The 20,790-nt window shown below is 58.8% G+C and carries 17 protein-coding genes; 13 read left to right on the top strand and 4 right to left on the bottom strand.

The window, feature by feature from the left end:
• The first annotated feature begins 9 nt into the window (after window positions 1-9).
• The 3 genes from urtE (at window position 10) to CFII64_RS27455 (ending at window position 2,505) form a co-directional block, all read left to right on the top strand.
• Window positions 10-699 (top strand): urea ABC transporter ATP-binding subunit UrtE, encoded by a 690-nt coding sequence (gene urtE, locus CFII64_RS27465; RefSeq protein WP_020294146.1) that lies wholly within the window; start codon window positions 10-12, stop codon window positions 697-699.
• A gap of 102 nt (window positions 700-801) precedes the next feature.
• The gene (fmdA, locus tag CFII64_RS27460; RefSeq protein WP_020294145.1) at window positions 802-2,031 is read left to right on the top strand and encodes a formamidase; all 1,230 of its coding nucleotides are present in this window, start codon (window positions 802-804) and stop codon (window positions 2,029-2,031) included.
• Between the two features lie 126 nt (window positions 2,032-2,157).
• Complete coding sequence (locus CFII64_RS27455) at window positions 2,158-2,505, top strand: zinc ribbon domain-containing protein (RefSeq protein WP_020294144.1); 348 nt, start codon at window positions 2,158-2,160, stop codon at window positions 2,503-2,505.
• Window positions 2,506-2,580: 75 nt separating this feature from the next.
• Here the strand turns inward: CFII64_RS27455 and CFII64_RS27450 are convergent, their stop codons facing one another.
• Window positions 2,581-4,038, bottom strand: a complete 1,458-nt coding sequence (locus CFII64_RS27450) for a mannose-1-phosphate guanylyltransferase/mannose-6-phosphate isomerase (protein ID WP_020294143.1) — start codon at window positions 4,036-4,038, stop codon at window positions 2,581-2,583.
• Window positions 4,039-4,453: 415 nt separating this feature from the next.
• Here CFII64_RS27450 and yegS point away from each other — a divergent pair, with 415 nt between their 5' ends.
• A complete protein-coding gene (gene yegS, locus CFII64_RS27445; protein WP_020294141.1) occupies window positions 4,454-5,362 on the top strand; it encodes a lipid kinase YegS in 909 nt (302 codons plus the stop codon).
• Here the strand turns inward: yegS and CFII64_RS27440 are convergent.
• Window positions 5,331-5,771: a hypothetical protein gene (locus tag CFII64_RS27440; protein ID WP_020294140.1), complete on the bottom strand. Its 441-nt coding sequence runs from the start codon at window positions 5,769-5,771 to the stop codon at window positions 5,331-5,333. The genes yegS and CFII64_RS27440 overlap by 32 nt on opposite strands.
• A 288-nt stretch (window positions 5,772-6,059) precedes the next feature.
• On the opposite strand from CFII64_RS27440, the gene CFII64_RS27435 reads away from it, so the two are divergent.
• A complete protein-coding gene (locus tag CFII64_RS27435) occupies window positions 6,060-6,989 on the top strand; it encodes a chemotaxis protein CheV (RefSeq protein ID WP_020294139.1) in 930 nt (309 codons plus the stop codon).
• 93 nt (window positions 6,990-7,082) lie between these two features.
• Window positions 7,083-7,892: an MOSC domain-containing protein gene (locus tag CFII64_RS27430; RefSeq protein WP_020294138.1), complete on the top strand. Its 810-nt coding sequence runs from the start codon at window positions 7,083-7,085 to the stop codon at window positions 7,890-7,892.
• A 127-nt stretch (window positions 7,893-8,019) separates the two neighbouring features.
• Here CFII64_RS27430 and CFII64_RS27425 read toward each other — a convergent pair whose 3' ends face one another.
• Complete coding sequence (locus tag CFII64_RS27425) at window positions 8,020-9,948, bottom strand: transglycosylase SLT domain-containing protein (protein WP_020294137.1); 1,929 nt, start codon at window positions 9,946-9,948, stop codon at window positions 8,020-8,022.
• Window positions 9,949-10,163: 215 nt separating this feature from the next.
• On the opposite strand from CFII64_RS27425, the gene CFII64_RS27420 reads away from it, so the two are divergent.
• Window positions 10,164-12,074, top strand: a complete 1,911-nt coding sequence (locus CFII64_RS27420; RefSeq protein ID WP_020294136.1) for an ATP-binding cassette domain-containing protein — start codon at window positions 10,164-10,166, stop codon at window positions 12,072-12,074.
• 82 nt (window positions 12,075-12,156) lie between these two features.
• Here CFII64_RS27420 and CFII64_RS27415 read toward each other — a convergent pair whose 3' ends face one another.
• A complete protein-coding gene (locus CFII64_RS27415) occupies window positions 12,157-12,597 on the bottom strand; it encodes a universal stress protein (RefSeq protein WP_020294135.1) in 441 nt (146 codons plus the stop codon).
• A gap of 107 nt (window positions 12,598-12,704) precedes the next feature.
• Between CFII64_RS27415 and CFII64_RS27410 the strand changes: the two genes are divergently transcribed.
• From CFII64_RS27410 to CFII64_RS27385, 6 genes are all read left to right on the top strand, one after another.
• A complete protein-coding gene (locus tag CFII64_RS27410) occupies window positions 12,705-13,142 on the top strand; it encodes a hypothetical protein (RefSeq protein ID WP_020294134.1) in 438 nt (145 codons plus the stop codon).
• 583 nt (window positions 13,143-13,725) lie between these two features.
• A complete protein-coding gene (gene fadB / locus CFII64_RS27405) occupies window positions 13,726-15,873 on the top strand; it encodes a fatty acid oxidation complex subunit alpha FadB (RefSeq protein ID WP_020294133.1) in 2,148 nt (715 codons plus the stop codon).
• A gap of 21 nt (window positions 15,874-15,894) precedes the next feature.
• Window positions 15,895-17,070 carry an acetyl-CoA C-acyltransferase FadA gene (gene fadA / locus CFII64_RS27400; protein ID WP_020294132.1) on the top strand — a complete coding sequence of 392 codons (1,176 nt, stop codon included), beginning with the start codon at window positions 15,895-15,897 and terminating at the stop codon, window positions 17,068-17,070.
• A gap of 103 nt (window positions 17,071-17,173) precedes the next feature.
• Window positions 17,174-17,410, top strand: a complete 237-nt coding sequence (locus CFII64_RS27395; RefSeq protein ID WP_020294131.1) for a DUF1653 domain-containing protein — start codon at window positions 17,174-17,176, stop codon at window positions 17,408-17,410.
• A 114-nt stretch (window positions 17,411-17,524) separates the two neighbouring features.
• Entirely contained in the window at window positions 17,525-20,137 is a 2,613-nt protein-coding gene (gene topA / locus CFII64_RS27390; protein ID WP_020294130.1) for a type I DNA topoisomerase, read from the top strand.
• A gap of 131 nt (window positions 20,138-20,268) precedes the next feature.
• On the top strand, window positions 20,269-20,790 hold the full coding sequence (locus CFII64_RS27385) for a DUF6586 family protein (protein WP_020294129.1): 522 nt from the start codon (window positions 20,269-20,271) through the stop codon (window positions 20,788-20,790).

The following is a 20,790-nucleotide window of genomic DNA, read 5'->3' as shown; positions in this document are numbered from 1 at the left end:
GAGCGCGGCATGTTCAAGATCAATCAGCTGGCGTGCGGTTATGGCCAGAGCCAGATTCTTCACGACCTGGATCTCAACGTCGAGAAACAGGAAATCGTCGCGGTCATGGGCCGCAACGGCATGGGCAAGACCACGCTGTTCAAGAGCCTGATGGGCATCCTCCCACAATGGGGCGGGCAGATTCAGGTCGCGGGTGTGGAAGTTTCCGGCATGGAAACCCACTCGCGGGTTGAGCACGGCATGGCTTACGTCCCACAAGGCCGGATGATATTTCCGGCCATGAGCGTGCTGGAAAACATTCAGACCGGCTTGCCTGCATCCGCTCGCGGCATCGTCCCCGAAGACCTCTACGCGCTGTTCCCGGTGCTTTACGACATGCGCGGTCGGCGCGGCGGCAATCTGTCCGGCGGGCAACAGCAGCAACTGGCGATTGCCCGGGCGCTGGCGACCAACCCCAAGGTGTTGTTGCTGGACGAGCCCACCGAAGGCATCCAGCCGTCGATCATCAAGGACATCGCCCGCACCCTTAAAGAGATCCGCACCTTGCGCAACCTGACCATCGTGGTCTCCGAGCAAGTGCTGTCGTTCACCCTGGAAATCGCTGATCGCTTCCTGGTCATCGAGAAGGGGCGCTTCGTCATCGAAGAGACCCGGGCGAATGTCGATGAAGCGACGATCAGTCGGTATTTGTCGGTGTGATGCCTGGCAAATTCCACCTTTTGTAGGACCTGCTTCAGCCGCGAGAGCGCCCTCCCGGCTGAAGCCGGTCCTACCAAAACCTCTACCTCAAGGAGCTACGCCATGACCGAAACGCTGATCAAAGTCGACCTCAACCAGCCTGTCACCGAAAATGAAAACATCCACAACCGCTGGCATCCGGACATTCCCATGGCGGCGTGGGTCAAGCCGGGCGATGACTTCATCCTCGAAACCTATGACTGGACTGCCGGCGCGATCAAGAACAACGACGACGCCAGTGACGTGCGCGACGTGGACCTGTCCACCGTGCATTACCTGTCCGGCCCGATTGGCGTGCATGGCGCCGAGCCCGGTGACTTGCTGGTGGTGGACCTGCTCGACATCGGCGCACGTGCCGATTCCCAATGGGGTTTCAACGGGTTCTTCTCGCGCAATAACGGCGGTGGCTTTCTGACCGATCACTTCCCGTCGGCACAAAAAGCCATCTGGGACTTCAAGGGCATGATGACCAGCTCCCGGCACATTCCGGGTGTTGAGTTCGCCGGCCTGATTCACCCCGGCCTGATCGGTTGCCTGCCGGATCACAAGATGCTCGCCGAATGGAACAAGCGCGAACAGGAACTGATCGACACCAACCCGACCCGCGTGCCGCCCCTGGCCAATCCGCCCTCGGCCGCAACCGCGCACCTGGGCAAGCTCAAAGGCCCGGCCCGCGACCTGGCTGCCGCAACCGGCGCGCGGACCGTGCCGCCCCGCGAGCATGGTGGCAACTGCGACATCAAGGATCTGTCCCGGGGCTCGAAGGTGTTCTTCCCGGTTTACGTGGACGGCGCGGGCCTGTCGGTGGGCGACTTGCACTTCAGCCAGGGCGACGGCGAAATCACCTTCTGCGGCGCCATCGAAATGGCCGGCTGGGTGCACATGCGCGTCGAGCTGATCAAGGGCGGCATGGAGAAATACGGCATCAAGAACCCGGTGTTCAAGCCCAGCCCCATCGTGCCCAACTACAACAAATACCTGATCTTCGAAGGCATCTCGGTGGACGAGGCCGGCAAGCAGCACTACCTGGACGTCAACATTGCTTACCGCCAGGCATGTCTGAATGCGATCAACTACCTGACCAAGTTCGGCTACTCCCCGGCTCAGGGTTATGCGTTGCTCGGCTCGGCGCCGGTACAAGGGCATATCAGCGGCATCGTCGATATTCCCAACGCCTGCGCGACCTTGTGGCTGCCGACGGAAATCTTCCAGTTCGACATCAACCCCAATGCCAACGGGCCGAGCAAATTTATTGATGGGTTGGTGGATTTGCCGATTGCCTACGATTTGTAGCTTCTGCCCGTTGGAGCGTGGCTTGCGCGCGAAGAACGATAACGCGGGATGCCTGATGAACCGAGGTGACTGGCTCGCGGGCAAGCCTCGCTCCAACAGATTTCAACAACTTTCAGGAATTTGCCCATGCCCATGTACGAATTCGATTGCCCCAGCTGTGGCGATTTCACGGCGCTCAAACCCATGGCCGAAAGTGGCTTGCCTTGCGCCTGCCCGCAATGCGGCGAGTCAAGCATGCGGGTGATTTTGTCGGCGCCCGGTTTGAGCAGCGTATCAGGCAACAAGCGGCGTGCCATTGAAACCAATGAACGCAGCGCCAATGCGCCCAAGACGGTGGCTGAGTATCAAGAGAGCAAGCGTCACCCCAGCGGTTGCGGCTGCTGTGCGCCGAGCAAGACCGTGTTGCCGACCAAGGCCAATCCCCACGCGTTGAAAGGCAAGACGGCAGGCAGGCCGTGGATGATCAGTCATTGACACGCGGATGATTGAATCAGGCCTGCGACGACGCCGCGCCGCAGGCCTGATTGATACCGATCGCCAGTCGGTTCCCTAGACCTTGGCCGCCTCGGTCGGTACGCGGCCATAGATATCGGTGAAACGCACGATGTCGTCTTCACCGAGGTATTCGCCGCTCTGCACCTCGATCATCACCAGATCAATGACGCCCGGGTTGACCAGGCGATGGGTATGTCCCGGTTTGATGAAGGTGGATTCATTGGTGTCGAGCATGAACTCGGCGTCGTTGTTGGTGACACTGGCCATGCCGCTGACGACAATCCAGTGCTCGCTGCGATGGTGATGCATTTGCAGGGAGAGCGACCCCTGGGGCCGGACCACGATGCGTTTGATCTTGAAGCGCTTGCCTTCCTCCAGCACGGTATAAGTGCCCCATGGCCGGGTCACCGTGCGATGCAGGCGATAGGCATCGTGGCCCTGGCGCTTGAGTTCCTGAGCAATGACTTTCACCTCCTGACTGCGCTTGCCATCGGCGATCAGCAAGGCATCCGGGGTGTCGATGATGATCAGGTCATCAAGACCGATGCCGCCCACCAGGCGATTCGGCGAGTCGATGTAACAGTTGGTCACGTCGTGCAGCACGGTTTGTCCGTTGCACTGGTTGCCCAGCTCATCGACCGGAGTCAGTTCACGCAAGGCCTGCCAGGAGCCGATATCGCTCCAGCCCAGTTGGCAAGGGATCACCGCAACCCGTTGCGAGCGTTCCATCAGCGCGTAATCAATGGAAATGTCCGGCGCCAGGGCAAAGGAATGGCTGTCCAGCTCCAGTTGCAGTTCGTGATTGCCTTGCTTGCTGGTGCTTTGCTCAAGGCATTTTTCGACCGCTGCGAGGATCTGCGGCGCGTGTTCCTGGAACTCGCTGAGCAGCGTATCGGCGCGCATGCAAAACATGCCGGCATTCCATAAGTGCAGGCCACCGTCCAGATAGCTTTGCGCGGTCGCTGCGTCCGGTTTCTCCACAAATCGTGCGACCTGATAGCCGTGCTCGTTCAACGACTGACCTTTTTCTATGTAGCCGAAGCCGGTTTCCGCCTTGTCCGGCAAGATCCCGAAGGTCACCAGCCAGCCTTGGTCGGCCAGTTCTCTTGCCTGTTGGACCGCAGCGCAGAAGGCAGCGACATCATCTATCAGGTGGTCTGCCGGCAGAATCAGCAACTGGGCATCTGCGCCATATAGGCGGGCCACATGCAGGGCCGCTGCGGCCACTGCCGGTGCGGTATTGCGGCCAAATGGCTCAAGGACGAAATCCAGCGCGACCCGGGTTTTGTTCAGTTGTCGATAGTCGTCAACCGTGCGGAAGTACACCTCTCGATTGGTTACGGTAAGCAGTCGATCAACGTCAGGCAGGCCTACGGCGCGCATGAAGGTTTTTTGCAGCAGGCTTTCGCCGTCGGGGAGGCGTATGAAGGGTTTGGGCATGGCTTCGCGGGAGACCGGCCACAACCGGGTGCCGGCGCCGCCAGCGATGATGCAGGGGATGAGGGTGCTCATCAATTAGCCTCACGAGTGAAAAGCACTGTGGGACAGTGCGTAAAGGTTGTCAGTGTCTAACCACTCAGGCCCTTTCTTCGACGGCGTAGCTGAATAAGTGTTGGGCGGTCAATAAAACGTCACTTGTTGCGGAAGATAAAAATATAGTCAGTATTTTGGCTTGCGCCTGATTTTTACGACCCCACCTGTCGTTTTGCTGAGATTTTGGGTTTGTCATGCATTCGAAACGCAGTGGGCTGCTATTTGGTTGAGTGAATCACCCTCGAACAGATGTTTTTCGGGGAGTAAAGCTCATGAAACGGCCGGTGCTGGAAAAAATCAGCCGCCGGGGAGAAATTATTCTGCGATTGAAGGGTTTTTCTGCGTCCGTTGGGGTCAACATCTTGCGCATTGAATCACAGGGGAGGGCGCGTTGATGACAGGTCGAAAAGCGATGTTAATTCTGCACGGCAAGCAGGCACTGAATGAAGACGTGCGCGCCGCCGTATTGGACAAGCGCGACGAAGGTTGGGAGTTGGACGTACGTGTCACATGGGAGGGCGGCGACGCGCAACGCCTGGTAAAAGAAGCGCTGGCGGCGGGGCACACGCAGATCATTGCGGGTGGCGGCGACGGCACCTTGCGGGACATTGCCGAAGCCCTCGCCGATAGCGACGCCGAGCTGACCATCATGCCGCTGGGGACCGCCAATGATTTTGCGCGAGCCGCGGGCGTACCGCTGGAGCCCAAGGCGGCGCTGGATTTGCTGGATGTGCCTGCGCGCCCGGTGGATCTCGGGGAAGTCGACGGCAAGGTATTTCTCAATATGGCAACTGGCGGTTTTGGTAGTCAGGTCACCGCCAACACGTCGGAGGACCTGAAAAAGGTCCTCGGCGGTGCCGCTTATCTGTTCACCGGGCTGACACGCTTCAGTGAACTGAGTACGGCCTACGGCGAATTGAACGGCCCGGATTTCCACTGGCGTGGCGACTTGCTGGCACTGGGCATCGGCAATGGCCGACAAGCCGGTGGTGGGCATGTGCTGTGCCCGACCGCGCTGGCCGATGACGGCTTGCTCGATATCAGCATTCTGCCCGCACCTCAGGAACTGGTCGGAACCCTGAGAGGACTGCTGGAAGGCGGATTGGGCATCGACAACATGTTTATTCGTGCGCGTCTGCCCTGGGTCGAGTTGAAATCGGCGCAAGGCCTGGATATCAATCTGGACGGCGAGCCGCTGTCCGGCGAAAACCTGCGATTTTCGGCGCGCCCGGCAGCGCTGCATGTGCACCTGCCGGCCGATTCTGCGCTGTTTACGACGCCCCACCAAGGCCTGCGTCCGTGACAACACTGGCAGACCGGGTGACAGACGCAAGGTTTGCCAGCAGTTCGAGCTGTTCGCCATCGTCCAGCATCAAGGCTCCGTCGCGCGGGTCAACCAGTTCCAGTTGCCAGGCGAGCAGGATGAAGCAATCGTTCAAGGCCTGCAGCGTCTGGTCCTGAAAGCCGGCACCGCGCTGCGCCGAGTCCAGCGCACCCAGCAATTGTCGAGAGAAACCCGCTACGCAGGCGACCGAAGCGATGTCCGCTTCGTCGCCAAGTTGCTTCAGCGTGGCGATCAGGCAGTCAACGGCATCCGGGTCGTTGTCGATCAATTGCAGATGCAACAGGCATTCTTGCGCGCGGCTGAGAAGTGCCTGGGACTGGCTGTGAAACTCGGGATAGCGGTCTTGCCACTGAAGGCCGTTCAGCATGCTGGATCTCCACATTTCATGGCTGGCGACGGTGTCTCGCGCTCGGCGAGTGGCTGCCAGTTAATGTGGATTGCCAGCGGAAGTCTGTAGGCCGATTCTGAAATTGATCAAACCCTGACCCGCCTCGCAGTGAGCTCGCCAAGACCGCGAATGAAAAGTCTGGCAAACAATAGTGACAATGTGACATCAGTGCGCAGACGTGGCATTTTATTGCGATTAAGGTCTCGCGCACTTCAGCCGATAACAGGTCTAGCGGACTCACTGTGACCCACGCTTCTGGAGCTATACATGGCTGGCATTCTCGACTCGGTAGATCAACGCACACAGCTGGTGGGCGAGAACCGCCTGGAAATTCTCATGTTTCGCCTGGCGGGTCGTCAGTTATTCGCCATTAACGTGTTCAAGGTCCAGGAAGTGCTACAGCTGCCGAAGCTGACCCTGATGCCCCAGCGACACGCATTCGTCTGCGGCGTGGTCAACCTGCGCGGCCAGACATTGCCGGTGATCGACCTTTCCCAGGCAATCGGCATGCGCCCGCTGGTTCCGGGGCCAACCAGCACGATCATCGTTACCGAATACAACCGCTCGGTTCAGGCATTTCTGGTCGGTGGCGTGGATCGCATCGTCAACATGAACTGGGAATCAATCCTGCCACCTCCGGCCAGCGCCGGGCGCCAGCATTACCTGACTGCCATCAGCAAGGTCGATGACCAACTGGTGGAAATCATCGACGTCGAGAAAGTCCTCGCCGAAATCGTGCCCTACAACGCCAAGGTCTCGCGCGAGAAACTCGAAGATCCGATTCTCGAGCGTGCGCGCGGACGGGAAATCCTGCTGGTCGACGACTCCAAAGTGGCGCTGAGTCAGTTGCGTGACACCTTGTCCCAGCTGGGCGTGAAGCTGCATGTGGCCAGTGACGGCCTCAAGGCACTGAATATGCTCAAAGGCTGGGCGGACAGCGGCGAAGTCATGACTGACAAACTGCTGATGATTTTTACCGATGCGGAAATGCCGGAAATGGACGGTTATCGTCTGACCACCGAAATCCGTAACGACCCGCGCCTGCGCGAATTGTATGTCGTGCTGCACACCTCGCTGTCCGGCAGCTTCAACGAATCCATGGTGAAGAAGGTCGGCTGCGACAACTTCCTTTCCAAATTCCAGCCCGACAAGCTGGTGGATGTGGTGCGCGAACGATTGACCATGATTCACGGCTGATCGCCACTTTTGCGTGACTGAATCCTGGCAGGTTCGTATAAGCTTGTGGCTCTGCGAGCCTTCGCTTATCACCTGCCACACAAGGATCAGGCCATGTTGCATCTCAGTGCGCTCTATCAATTCCCCCTCAAGTCCTGCAAGGCTCATGTGCTGCAGCAGGCTGCATTTGACGAGCTGGGGATGGTCGGTGATCGACGCTGGATGCTGGTGGAAGAAAGCAGCGGTCGCTTCCTGACCCAGCGCGCCTTGCCGCACATGTCGCAACTTTCAGTGCTGTGGAACAGCGCTGGCGGCGTCACGCTGTCGGCGCCCGGTTATTCGCCCCTTGACGTGCCGCTTCCCGAGAACAGCGAGCCCACCTTGCGTGGCGTCACGCTGTGGCGCGATACCCTGCGCGTACCGGATGCCGGTGACGAAGCGGCGCGCTGGGTCAGTGAGTTCATCGGCAAACCGACACGCATGGTTTATGTGCCCGCAGATCGCGCGCGCTGGCTGCCCAGCGGTTACGGCACCATCGACGACAAGGTCGGCTTTGCCGATGGTTTTCCCTTATTGTTGATCGGTCAGGCATCCCTGGACGACTTGTCCGCCAGAATCGGCCGCCCGCAAGAGATGCTGCGTTTTCGTCCGAACCTGGTGGTCGAAGGCGCTGAAGCCTTCGCCGAGGACGGCTGGAAGCGCATCCGCATCGGCGATATCGAATTCCGTCTGCTCAAAGGCTGCACGCGCTGCATCCTGACCACCATCGACCCGGCCACCGGCGCGCGCAACGCCGACCGCGAACCGCTGACCACCCTCAAGACCTATCGCGAGCGGGAAGGGGATGTGTGGTTTGGCCAGAACATGGTCAGTGATGGGCGTGGGGTGATCGAAGTGGGGATGCCGGTTGAAGTTCTGGAGTGATTGAAGGCTTCCCGTTGGTGCGAGGCTTGCCCGCGAAGCAGGTGCCACGGTAGGTCAGACGCTACCGCGTAACCGTCTTCGCGGGCAAGTCGGAACCGCCGCCCGCTCGCCCCAACAAATTCAGCACTCACAAATCATCAAAAAACCGCTCATGCCAATCAACCAGTGGTTGCGGCGAGTTGAGCTTTTGACCGTAGATGACCGAATAAGACAGCACGTTCTGCACGTACTGGCGGGTTTCGTCGAACGGAATGCTTTCTACCCAGACATCGAAGGCCAGATGATTGGCACCCTTCAGCCATTGGCGAACGCGGCCTGGGCCTGCGTTGTAAGCCGCCGATGCCAGCACGCGGTTGCCGTTGAACTGGCTATGCACCTGGCTCAGGTACGCGGCGCCCAGCTGGATATTGGTGTCCGGGTCCAGCACTTGCTGAGGGGATGCCAGCGGAATGCTGAACTTGCGGGCAGTTTCCTTGGCCGTCGCCGGCATCAGTTGCATCAGGCCACTGGCGCCGACGCCGGAACGGGCGTCGTCCATAAAAGCGCTTTCCTGGCGAGTGATCGCGAATACCCAGCTGGAATGCAGGCCGCGCAGTTGCGCTTCACGGACCAGTGTCTCGCGGTGAGCCATCGGGAAGCGGATATCCAGATCGTCCCAATATTGCGCCTGGCTGATGGTGCGGATGGCCGGAAAGTACCATTTCAAGTCGTAGGCCAATTTGGCCTGGGCGACCATTTCATCACGGCTGAACGAGCGGCTGACGTAATACCACTCACGTCGACCGTCGACGATCTGCCCCCGCGCATGAAACTCCAGAGCCCGACGCACGCCTGGCGTGTTGCGCACTTTGGTGATCAATGCCTGGCTGAGCAGCAGTGGCTTGTTATTGAGCTGATAAGAGCTTTGCGTGCGGTCGGCAGCGAGGAATCCGTAGAAGTCACGCTCTTTCGCCACACCTTTATAGAGGTTGGCAATCAGTGGACTGCTTGGCTGGGCAAGCTCCAGTGAGCGCGCTTCCCAGTAACGCCAGCGATTGGTGTCGGCCAGATCCTTGGGCAGGCGGCGAGTCAGCTCGTAGGCATCTTCCCAGCGGCCAAGCCGTAACAGCAGGCGCAGGCGCCATTCGGTGACGGTGTTGTCACGCAGCTCCGGGTCGTACCGGGTCATCACCTCCAGCGCGCGGCCATCGTAGCGGCGGGCGAGGGTCAGGCCGATTTCCTTGGCAATCTGCACCTGTTCTTCCCGGGAGAAGTGCATGGTGGTCGCGTAGCCGTCGAGCATTTCCAGGGCTTTCTGTGGATCCTGTTTCGCCAGGCGTCGCAGTCCAAGCCCGACCACATCGGACATGGCTTCATCGACCGGGGCGAACTGGCCCGGGTTGTTGAGCATTTCCGGCTTCTTGGCTACCGCCAGCAATAATCGGCCTTGCGGGGCCAGGCTGTTGAGGCTGTTGACCAATGTCGTCGCCAGGCTGTAGTTGCCAGCGGTGGCCGCCAGCTTGGCGCGCTGCCAGCGTTTCTGCTCGGGCAACTGGCCATCGGCTGCCCACTGCGCAAAAAAGCCGTCGCAGGCTTCCGGCAGCGTCTTGCCGGTCATCCACAGTTTTTCAGCGTTGGCATAGCCCTCGGCTTTCTTGCCATGGCCCAGCAAATATTGGCCGTACAGGCAGTCAAGCTCGACGAAATTCATCTTCGGATCGTAATACTTGACGAAGGGCTGCCAGTCACCGCGTTCGGCCAGCGAGCGAAGCCAGCGCAACTTCATCCAGTTGGCCTGGGGCAGGTCGCCGTGCTCGGCCAGAAACTTCTCGATTTCCGGGTTGCTGGCGCTTTTGAGTCGCGCTGTCAACTCGTCGTAGGCCAGATAGGGTTCCAGCGGATAGTCGGCCAGTTCAGCGGCGTACATCCGATAAGGGCCGGTGTCGCCCTTGGCCAGCGCGCGCTTGGCCTCATCGTAATATTGGCGTTGCTGAGCAAGATCCGCGGCGTAGGTGCTCTGGGCCACGGTTGCCGAGAGGATGAGGCAGGAAAAAAGACCGAACAAGCGACTGCGCATGAGACTTCCGAGCAGATGAATCGTGAAAAGTGCCGCTAGCTTAGCCTTTTGCCAGCTCCGGGTGAAAGCATTGCCGACGGGGGCGTCGCACTTGGAAATAAATCACCGCTATATAAGCAGGCAGGCGCTTTCACGGTGGCCGGTCAATCATCACTGAAAGCCCACATAGGCCCGCTATCTCAGGTAGAATGCGCCCCCAGTTTTTGGAGAAGCTCATGACCCTGCTCAAATTCACCGATGTGTCCCTTGCTTTCGGCGCCATGCCGTTGTTGGACAAGGTGTCCTGGCAAATTGCCCGTGGTGAGCGGGTGTGCATCATCGGCCGCAACGGCACCGGCAAGTCCAGCATGTTGAAGCTGGTCAAAGGTGTGCAGAAGCCCGACGACGGGGCTGTCTGGCGTGCGCCGGGTCTCAAGATCGGCGAATTGCCCCAGGAATTGCCGGTGGCCGACGACCGGACTGTGTTCGACGTCGTCGCCGAAGGTCTGGATGGCGTAGGCGCCTTGCTTGCTCAATATCATCACCTTGCACAGAACTGCGTGACCGAGGAAGACCTCGACAAGCTGATGCATGTGCAGCAGGACCTCGAAGCCCGCGACGGCTGGCGTCTGCAGCAACTGGTCGATAGCACCCTGAGCCGCCTGCAACTGCCGGCCGACAAGACTCTGGCCGAGTTGTCCGGCGGCTGGCGTCGTCGTGTGCTGCTTGCCCAGGCCTTGGTGTCCGAGCCGGATCTGCTGCTGCTCGATGAGCCAACCAACCACCTGGACATCGGCGCTATCGCCTGGCTCGAAGAGGCCTTGATGGGTTTCCAGGGCGCCGTGTTGTTCATCACGCACGACCGTTCTTTCCTGCAGAACCTGGCAACCCGGATTCTGGAGCTGGATCGCGGCGGCCTGATCGACTGGAACGGCGATTACGCCAGCTTCCTGGTCCACAAGGAAGCCATGCTGTCGGCGGAAGAGACCGCCAACGCGCTGTTCGACAAGCGTCTGGCCCAGGAAGAAGTCTGGATTCGTCAGGGCATCAAGGCCCGTCGCACCCGTAACGAAGGTCGTGTGCGCGCCCTCAAAGAGCTGCGCGTAGAGCGCAGTGAACGTCGCGAGCGCACCGGCAAGGCCAACATCCAGCTCGATACTGCCGATAAATCCGGCAAGCAGGTCATGGTCCTCGACAACGTCAGCTTCGCTCACCCGGGCGGCCCGATGTTGATCAAGGATTTCTCCATGGTCCTGCAACGCGAAGACCGCATCGGTCTGCTCGGCGCCAACGGTACCGGCAAGACCACCTTGCTCAAGTTGATGCTGGATAACCTGCAGCCGACCAACGGCTCGGTTGAGGTCGGCACTCGCCTGGACGTGGCTTACTTCGACCAGCTGCGCCATCAGCTGGATCTGGAGAAAACCGTTATCGACAACGTCGCTGAAGGTCGCGACTTTATCGACATCGACGGCCAAAGCCGACACGTACTGAGCTATCTGGGCGATTTCCTGTTCAGCCCGCAACGTGCGCGGACACCGGTCAAGGCGTTGTCCGGGGGTGAACGAGCGCGTTTGCTGCTGGCCAAGCTGTTCAGCAAACCGGCCAACCTGCTGGTGCTCGACGAACCGACCAACGACCTGGACGTTGAAACCCTGGAACTGCTGGAAGAAGTACTGCTGACCTTCAAAGGCACCGTGCTGATGGTCAGTCACGATAGGGCATTTCTCGACAACGTCGTCACCAGCACGCTGGTGTTCGAAGGTGAAGGCAAGGTTCGTGAATACGTCGGTGGTTATCAGGACTGGCTGCGTCAGGGTGGCTCGCCACGTCTGCTGGGCGTGACCGACACCAAGTCCGGTAAAGCCGAACTGGCCACCGCTGTCGTCGAAGCGGCGCCTGTTGCTGCCAAGGACATGCCGGTTGCCAAGAAAAAGCTCAGCTACAAGCTGCAACGCGAGCTGGAAGCGCTGCCTGAGCAAATCGACGAAGTCGAAGCGCAAATGGCTGCCTTGAACGCTGAAATGGCCGATGCCGGGTTCTACCAGCGTCCTGCCGAACAGACCGCCGCCGTGCTCGCCCAGCTGGAAAACCGCCAGGCTCAGCTTGACGGTTTGCTGGAGCGTTGGGCTGAACTGGACGCCTGAATGCGTTTGGCGTTGCCATAAAAAAGCCCGAATCAGTCAATGATTCGGGCTTTTTGCTGCCGGGCTGCGATGGGATTGGCAGTTATTCAGCTTTTTTCAGGCGTACAGCCAGCACGTCACAAGGTGCGCCGTGGAGCACGTCATTGGCGGTCGAACCGAGCAGCAGGGCCAAGCCGTGACGGCCATGGCTGCCGACCACGATCAGGTCGCAGTTTTCCTTGCGCGCCAGTTCGTGAATTTCCTGGCGCGGTTGGCCGTAGACAAGATGGGCGTCGCCCACGTTGACTTCAGGATAATTTTCTTTCAGTGCTTTGAGTTTGTCTTTGGCCTGATCGAACTGCTGTTGCTGCAGTTGCGAAAGGTCCATGGGCACGTCGCCACCGAAGGCCATGGCCATGGGTTCGACGATATGCACCAGTGAAAGCTTGGCGCCGTTGCGCACTGCTACCTCGCGACCGCGGGCAAGTACAGGGCTGCACTCTTCAGTAAGGTCAACGGCGACCAGAATGTGTTCATACTTCATGGTGAAGTCCTCCGGAGGTTTGCAATGATATCAGTATGGCTGTTTCATGCCTTTCTGGGCAGGCCATTGTTTTTAATTGCGGTACGAATCAAAAGGCAGGCAGCTATATGACGTTCTGGATAATCCTGTCAATCGTTGGTGTGATGCTCAGCCCGCTCGTATGGCTGCGGCAATCGCGGCAACAGAGCGGTTCAATGGCCCTGCGCATGGAGGCGCGGCGCATGGGGCTGGGCATGCAACTGGCGCCGCAGGAATGGCCGCACTGGTTACCCAAAGAGCCGCCAAGCCCTTGTGCGCAATATCACCGGCCGCGTCGTATGGAAAAATCCGCCTCCTGGGTGTACTGGCAGACTGAGTCCGGCGTCTGGCTCAATCGCTGGCGCGAGCCCTGCGAGGATCAAAGCTTGTTGACTCAATTCCACACGCTGCCCGCTGATGTGTTCAAGGTCGAGGCTGATGAGCAAATGATTGCCCTGTATTGGGCCGAGCGGGGCGAAGCGGAAGTATTGCAGCGTATTGCTGCGGTGCTCAAAGCCCTGGCTTGAGGCCCGTGGACTGAATTTCAGGCATTAAAAAGCCCGATAACAACATCGGGCCGGGGTTGGCCAGGCAGGCCGATAATCTGTAACACATTTCGGTGCAATGCCGAAAAGTGCGGGCTGGAGCGGCGGAGTCGAATGACTGGTTCACCGTCTTGTGCAGTGCGCTGAATGTAGACCTTCTGCGCCGTTTTGTCGCGATTCCTTCAGTTTTTTTCTCCAGTGACCTGCTTCGGTGCAAAAACCTGTCCGGGTTTATCACCGTTTGGTCACGATAAACGCGCTGAATAGCTGCCAATCACGATTGCTGACCGGGGCGGTTACTTGTGCGCAGGCCGATCATTTCCCGGTTTTATTGGCGATTAGCCGAATTGACAATTATCCGGATTTGGCAGAAGGTAGGCGCATCCAAATCAAACGGGCGTATGAATTGAGCGTTTGGTCCGTCAGACGGCTCTTACAGAGCCCCGGCTATTACACCGGCAGGTGTGCCTGGTGATTTGGCGCTTCATCGACGGCGACGTCGTAGTCACGCCAGAACCAGCGTTCGGTGTGTATTGTTCAGCTTCCATATCGTGGAGATCAGTTGATGATTTACGAAGGTAAAGCCATCACGGTTAAGGCTCTTGAGAGTGGCATCGTCGAATTGAATTTCGATCTCAAGGGTGAGTCCGTCAACAAGTTCAACCGTCTCACCCTCAACGACCTGCGTCAGGCCGTGGACACCATCAAGGCTGATGGTTCGATCAAGGGCGTGATTGTTACCAGCGGCAAAGACGTGTTTATCGTCGGCGCTGACATCACCGAATTCGTCGAAAACTTCAAATTGCCGGATGCCGAGCTATTGGCGGGCAATCTGGAAGCCAACCGGATTTTCAGCGACTTTGAAGACCTTGGCGTACCGACCGTTGTCGCCATCAATGGCATCGCGTTGGGCGGTGGCCTGGAAATGTGCCTGGCCGCTGACTATCGAGTCATGTCCAGTAGCGCCAAAATCGGCCTGCCGGAAGTCAAGCTCGGCCTCTACCCTGGTTTCGGCGGTACAGTTCGCTTGCCTCGGATCATCGGTGCCGATAACGCCATCGAGTGGATTGCCTCCGGTAAAGAAAACCGTGCTGAAGACGCGCTGAAAGTCGGCGCCGTCGACGCTGTAGTCGCACCGGAAAAACTGCAAGAGGCCGCCCTGGACCTCATCAAGCGCGCCATTTCCGGCGAGTTCGATCACAAGGCCAAGCGCCAGCCGAAGCTGGACAAGCTCAAGCTCAACGCCATCGAACAGATGATGGCGTTCGAAACCGCCAAAGGTTTCGTTGCCGGTCAAGCCGGTCCGAACTATCCGGCGCCGGTGGAAGCGATCAAGACCATCCAGAAAGCCGCGAACTTCGGTCGTGACAAGGCGCTGGAAATCGAAGCCGCCGGTTTCGTGAAAATGGCCAAGACTTCTGCCGCGCAGAGTCTGATCGGTCTGTTCCTGAACGATCAGGAATTGAAAAAGAAAGCCAAGATCTACGACGAAGTCGCCAAGGACGTGAAGCAGGCGGCTGTATTGGGCGCTGGCATCATGGGCGGCGGGATTGCCTATCAGTCGGCTGTCAAAGGCACGCCGATCCTGATGAAGGACATTCGCGAAGACGCCATTCAGCTGGGTCTGAACGAAGCGGCCAAATTGCTCGGCAGTCGCGTTGAAAAAGGCCGTCTGACCGTGCCGAAAATGGCTGAAGCGCTTAACGCGATTCGTCCGACGCTGTCCTACGGCGATTTCGGAAATGTCGATCTGGTGGTTGAAGCCGTGGTCGAGAACCCCAAAGTCAAGCAAGCGGTATTGGCCGAAGTCGAGTCCCAAGTGGGCGAAGACACCATTCTGGCGTCCAATACTTCGACGATTTCCATCAGTCTGTTGGCCAAAGCCCTCAAGCGTCCGGAAAATTTCGTCGGCATGCACTTCTTCAACCCGGTGCACATGATGCCGCTGGTTGAAGTGATTCGTGGCGAGAAGTCCAGCGAAGTCGCCATCGCGACCACCGTGGCCTACGCCAAGAAAATGGGCAAGAACCCGATCGTGGTCAATGATTGCCCGGGCTTCCTGGTCAACCGCGTGCTGTTCCCGTACTTCGGTGGTTTCGCCAGGTTGGTCAGCGCGGGCGTGGACTTCGTGCGCATCGACAAGGTCATGGAAAAATTCGGCTGGCCAATGGGCCCGGCGTATTTGATGGACGTGGTCGGCATCGACACCGGCCACCATGGTCGTGACGTGATGGCTGAAGGCTTCCCTGATCGCATGAAGGATGACCGTCGCTCTGCCATCGACGCGCTCTACGAAGCCAAGCGCCTCGGCCAGAAGAACGGCAAAGGTTTCTACGCCTACGAGACGGACAAGAAGGGCAAGCCGAAGAAAGTCACCGATGCCGCTGTGCTTGAAGTGCTCAAGCCGGTCATCTACGAACAGCGCGAAGTGTCCGACGAGGACATCATCAACTGGATGATGATCCCGCTGTGCCTGGAAACCGTGCGTTGCCTGGAAGACGGTATCGTCGATACCGCCGCAGAAGCCGATATGGGCTTGATCTACGGCATCGGTTTCCCTCCGTTCCGTGGCGGTGCGTTGCGTTACATCGACTCGATCGGCGTCGCTGAATTCGTCGCCCTGGCTGACCAATATGCTGACTTGGGCGCCTTGTACCACCCGACTGCGAAGCTGCGTGAGATGGCCAAAAACGGCCAGAGCTTCTTCGGTTAAGCGCCTTTCAGGAGTGAATTTATGAGTTTGAATCCAAGAGACGTCGTGATTGTCGACTTCGGTCGCACCCCGATGGGCCGCTCCAAGGGTGGCATGCACCGCAATACCCGTGCCGAAGACATGTCGGCGCACTTGATCAGCAAATTGCTGGAACGCAACAGCAAAGTCGACCCGGCTGAAGTCGAGGACGTTATTTGGGGTTGCGTCAACCAGACCCTGGAGCAGGGCTGGAACATCGCCCGCATGGCGTCGTTGCTGACGCAGATCCCGCACACCTCGGCGGCACAAACCGTGAGCCGCCTGTGCGGTTCGTCCATGAGCGCACTGCACACCGCAGCGCAAGCGATCATGACCGGCAACGGCGATGTGTTCGTCATTGGCGGCGTTGAGCACATGGGCCACGTCAGCATGATGCACGGCGTCGATCCAAACCCGCACATGTCGCTGTACGCGGCGAAGGCGTCGGGCATGATGGGTCTGACAGCGGAAATGCTCGGCAAGATGCACGGCATCACCCGCGAGCAACAAGATGCTTTCGGCGTGCGTTCGCATCAGCTGGCCCACAAGGCGACGCTGGAAGGCAAGTTCAAGGATGAAATCATCCCGATGCAAGGGTATGACGAGAATGGCCTGCTCAAGGTTTTCGACTACGACGAAACCATTCGTCCGGACACCACCCTGGAAAGCCTCGCGGCCTTGAAACCGGCTTTCAATCCGAAAGGCGGAACTGTGACCGCGGGCACATCCTCGCAGATCACTGATGGCGCATCATGCATGATCGTCATGTCTGCCCAGCGTGCTCAGGATCTTGGTATCCAGCCGATGGCGGTCATTCGTTCCATGGCTGTGGCCGGTGTTGACCCGGCAATCATGGGTTACGGGCCAGTGCCAGCAACTCAAAAAGCATTGAAGCGCGCGGGTCTGAGCATCTCGGATATCGACTTCTTCGAGCTCAACGAAGCTTTTGCCGCACAGGCCCTGCCAGTGCTGAAAGATTTGAAAGTGCTCGACAAGATGAACGAGAAGGTTAACCTGCACGGCGGTGCTATCGCTCTGGGCCATCCATTTGGGTGTTCCGGTGCGCGTATCTCCGGCACTTTGCTCAACGTCATGAAGCAGAATGGCGGCCACCTCGGCGTTGCTACCATGTGCATCGGACTGGGTCAGGGCATCGCCACCGTCTTCGAACGCGTCTGATTTGTCAGGGTGACGCAAGCCGGGGCCAAGTGCCCCGGCTTTTGTATTTTGGCAAAAGCTGTTTATAGAATTGTTTTCCAATGTGTCTTGCGAGGACAGCAACATGAAATTACAGCCAGGGCTCTACCGCCATTACAAAGGCCCCGAGTACCGCGTATTCAGTGTTGCCAGGCACTCCGAGACCGAAGAAGAAGTGGTGTTTTACCAAGCCTTGTATGGCGATTACGGCCTCTGGGTACGCCCATTGGAAATGTTTCTGGAGTCTGTCGAGGTTGACGGCGAGCAAGTGCCGCGCTTTGCTTTGGTCCAGGCTGAACCGAGTCTCTTTTCCAGGCCGTGAATCGTGATCGAACACAACCCCGTGCTTGACCTCGGGTTGTAGCCACTATATATAGCGGGGCCTCGACAGGCTCCAACCGTCTTTCATTTTCAGTATTCAGGAATTTTCTGATCCATGGGCAAATCGCTGGTCATCGTGGAATCCCCGGCTAAGGCCAAGACCATCAACAAGTATTTGGGCAACCAGTACGTGGTGAAGTCGAGTATCGGCCATATCCGAGACCTGCCCACCAGCGGTTCGGCTAGCGCCAGCAAAGACCCTGCCGCCAAGCGAGGCAAAGCTGCCGCGGGCGACGGGCCGGTGCTTACTCCCAAGGAGAAGGCCAAGCGTCAGCTGGTCTCGCGCATGGGTGTCGATCCGGATCACGGCTGGAAAGCCAAGTACGAAATCCTTCCCGGCAAGGAGAAGGTGATCGAGGAGCTGCGCCGGCTCGCCAAGGATGCTGACATCATCTATCTCGCAACCGACTTGGATCGCGAGGGGGAAGCCATTGCCTGGCACCTGCGCGAAGCCATCGGTGGTGATGACAGTCGCTACAAGCGCGTGGTGTTCAACGAAATCACCAAGAAAGCCATTCAGGAAGCCTTCTCCAAGCCAGGCGAGCTCGATATTGATCGGGTGAACGCTCAGCAGGCGCGCCGCTTCCTGGACCGGGTCGTGGGTTACATGGTTTCGCCGTTGCTCTGGCAGAAAGTTGCCCGGGGCCTGTCTGCTGGCCGCGTGCAATCGGTTGCCGTGAAGCTGGTGGTCGAGCGGGAACGCGAAATTCGTGCGTTCAACCCTGAAGAATATTGGGAAATCCACGCCGACCTGGGCACCGCCAAGGGCGCCAATGTGCGCTTCGAAGTGGCTCGGGAAAACGGCGAGGCCTTCAAGCCGCTGAACGAAGCGACGGCCATGGCAGCGCTGGAAAAGCTCAAGGCGTCCGCCTACAGCATCGCCAAGCGTGAAGACAAGCCGACCAGCAGCAAACCTTCGGCACCGTTCATTACGTCGACCCTGCAACAGGCCGCCAGTAATCGGCTGGGCTTCGGCGTGAAGAAAACCATGATGATGGCGCAGCGCTTGTATGAAGCGGGCCACATCACTTACATGCGTACTGACTCCACCAACCTGTCGGCTGACGCGGTCAGCATGGCGCGTGACTACATCGAAACCGAGTTCGGCAAGAAGTACCTGCCGGAGTCGCCGAACGTCTACAGCAGCAAAGAGGGCGCACAGGAGGCTCACGAAGCGATTCGTCCTTCCGACGTCAATACCCATCCGAGCAAGCTGACGGGCATGGAGCGCGATGCTGAGCGCCTGTACGAGCTGATCTGGCGCCAGTTCGTGGCGTGCCAGATGCCGCCCGCGCAATACCTGTCGACCACGGTCAGCGTTGCTGCCGGTACCTTCGAGCTGCGCGCCAAGGGCCGCATCCTGAAGTTCGACGGTTACACCCGCGTTCTGCCGCAGATGACCAAGCCTGGCGACGACGACGTCCTGCCGGACATGGCTCAGGGCGACAACCTCAACTTGATCAAGCTCGACCCGAGCCAGCATTTCACCAAGCCGCCTGCGCGTTACTCGGAAGCGAGCCTGGTAAAAGAGATGGAAAAACGTGGCATCGGTCGTCCTTCGACCTACGCGGCGATCATCTCGACCATTCAGGACCGTGGCTACGTAGCGCTGCATAACCGCCGCTTCTACTCGGAAAAAATGGGCGATATCGTCACCGAGCGGCTGTCCGAGAGTTTCTCCAACCTGATGGACTACGGCTTCACCGCCGGCATGGAAGAAAACCTCGATGACGTCGCCCAGGGCGAGCGTGACTGGAAGAACGTGCTCGACGAGTTCTATGGCGACTTCAAGAAGAAGCTGGAAGTAGCCGAAGCGCCGGACAGCGGCATGCGTTCCAACGAACCGGTGATGACCGACATTCCTTGCAAGGTCTGTGGCCGTCCGATGCAGATCCGTACCGCATCCACTGGGGTATTCCTCGGTTGTTCGGGCTACAGCCTGCCGCCGAAAGAACGCTGCAAGGCCACGGTCAACCTGACGCCGGGCGATGAAATTGCCGAGGACGACGAGGGTGAGTCCGAGTCCCGCGTATTGCGCGGCAAGCATCGCTGCCATATCTGTAATACGGCGATGGATGCTTACCTGCTGGACGAGAAGCGCAAATTGCACATCTGCGGCAACAACCCGGATTGCACTGGCTTCGAAGTCGAGGAGGGCACTTACCGCATCAAGGGCTACGAAGGTCCGAGCCTGGAATGTGACAAGTGCGGCAGCGAAATGCAGCTCAAGACCGGCCGTTTCGGCAAGTTCTTCGGTTGCACCAATGCTGAATGCAAAAACACCCGCAAGCTGCTCAAGAGCGGTGACGCCGCGCCGCCGAAGATGGACCCGGTGAAGATGCCGGAACTCAAGTGCGACAAGGTCGACGACACCTATATCCTGCGTGACGGCGCTTCGGGCTTGTTCCTGGCTGCCAGCCAGTTCCCGAAAAACCGCGAAACCCGTGCGCCGTTGGTCATGGAAATCGCGCCGCACAAGGACGAGATCGATCCGAAGTATCACTTCCTTTGTGAAGCACCGAAGAAAGATCCGGACGGGCGTCCATCGGTGATCCGTTACAGCCGCAAGACCAAAGAGCAATATGTACAGACCGAAGTGGAAGGCAAGCCGACCGGCTGGCGCGCGTTCTACGATGGCAAGGCCTGGAAAGTCGAAGACAAGCGTTGATGCATTAACATGAGCTGCTCTGCGGAGCAGCCGCGTTAATCAACGCAAACCCTCGGTGTGCTGGTCGCATCGAGGGTTTTTCGCCATTTGGGCGCTGCTGTTTTCATTTCATCGTTATGGAGGATGCCGCCATGGCCCACGAACTCTATACCCGCACCAATCAAAAGATTTATTTCGCCGGTCTGGCACTTGAAGCCCTGGGCAAGGCTCAGGAAGGCCGCGCGATGAATTCCCAGGCGCTGGTCCAGGCCGAGCGCGAATCTGCACTGTTCCATCTGTATGGCGCGCTGCTGGGTTTGTGTCATGAGATTGCAGGCTTCTACCGTCTGCCGCAGGCTAATGCGCCGCGCGCCGAGCTGCTGCTGACTCAGGAAGTGCTGGATGCGATAGCCATCCCGGAAATGGCCGAGCTGATTGAGCTGGCCCAGCATCGCGAAACCTGGCTCGCCCAGCTGCTGGCCGCCTACAACGCGCTGTTCCAGCCGCCTCGCGCCCCGAAAAAGCCCAAGGGCGACGTCACCCGGCCGCTGATCGTGGCGGTTAATCTCGATGAAGAACCGGTGCCGGAACTGGGTCGTGAAGAGTTGGAAAGCTGGCGTCAGCAGCTTAAAGCTTTGGCCATTCGCTTTCGCGAAGGTCTGAGCGAGTGCTGA

Origin of the sequence: Pseudomonas sp. CFII64, from assembly GCF_000416235.1 — a bacterium.
Lineage (GTDB): Bacteria > Pseudomonadota > Gammaproteobacteria > Pseudomonadales > Pseudomonadaceae > Aquipseudomonas.
Note: the sequence above shows the minus strand (reverse complement) of the source record. Positions and strands in the feature narration are given on the sequence as shown.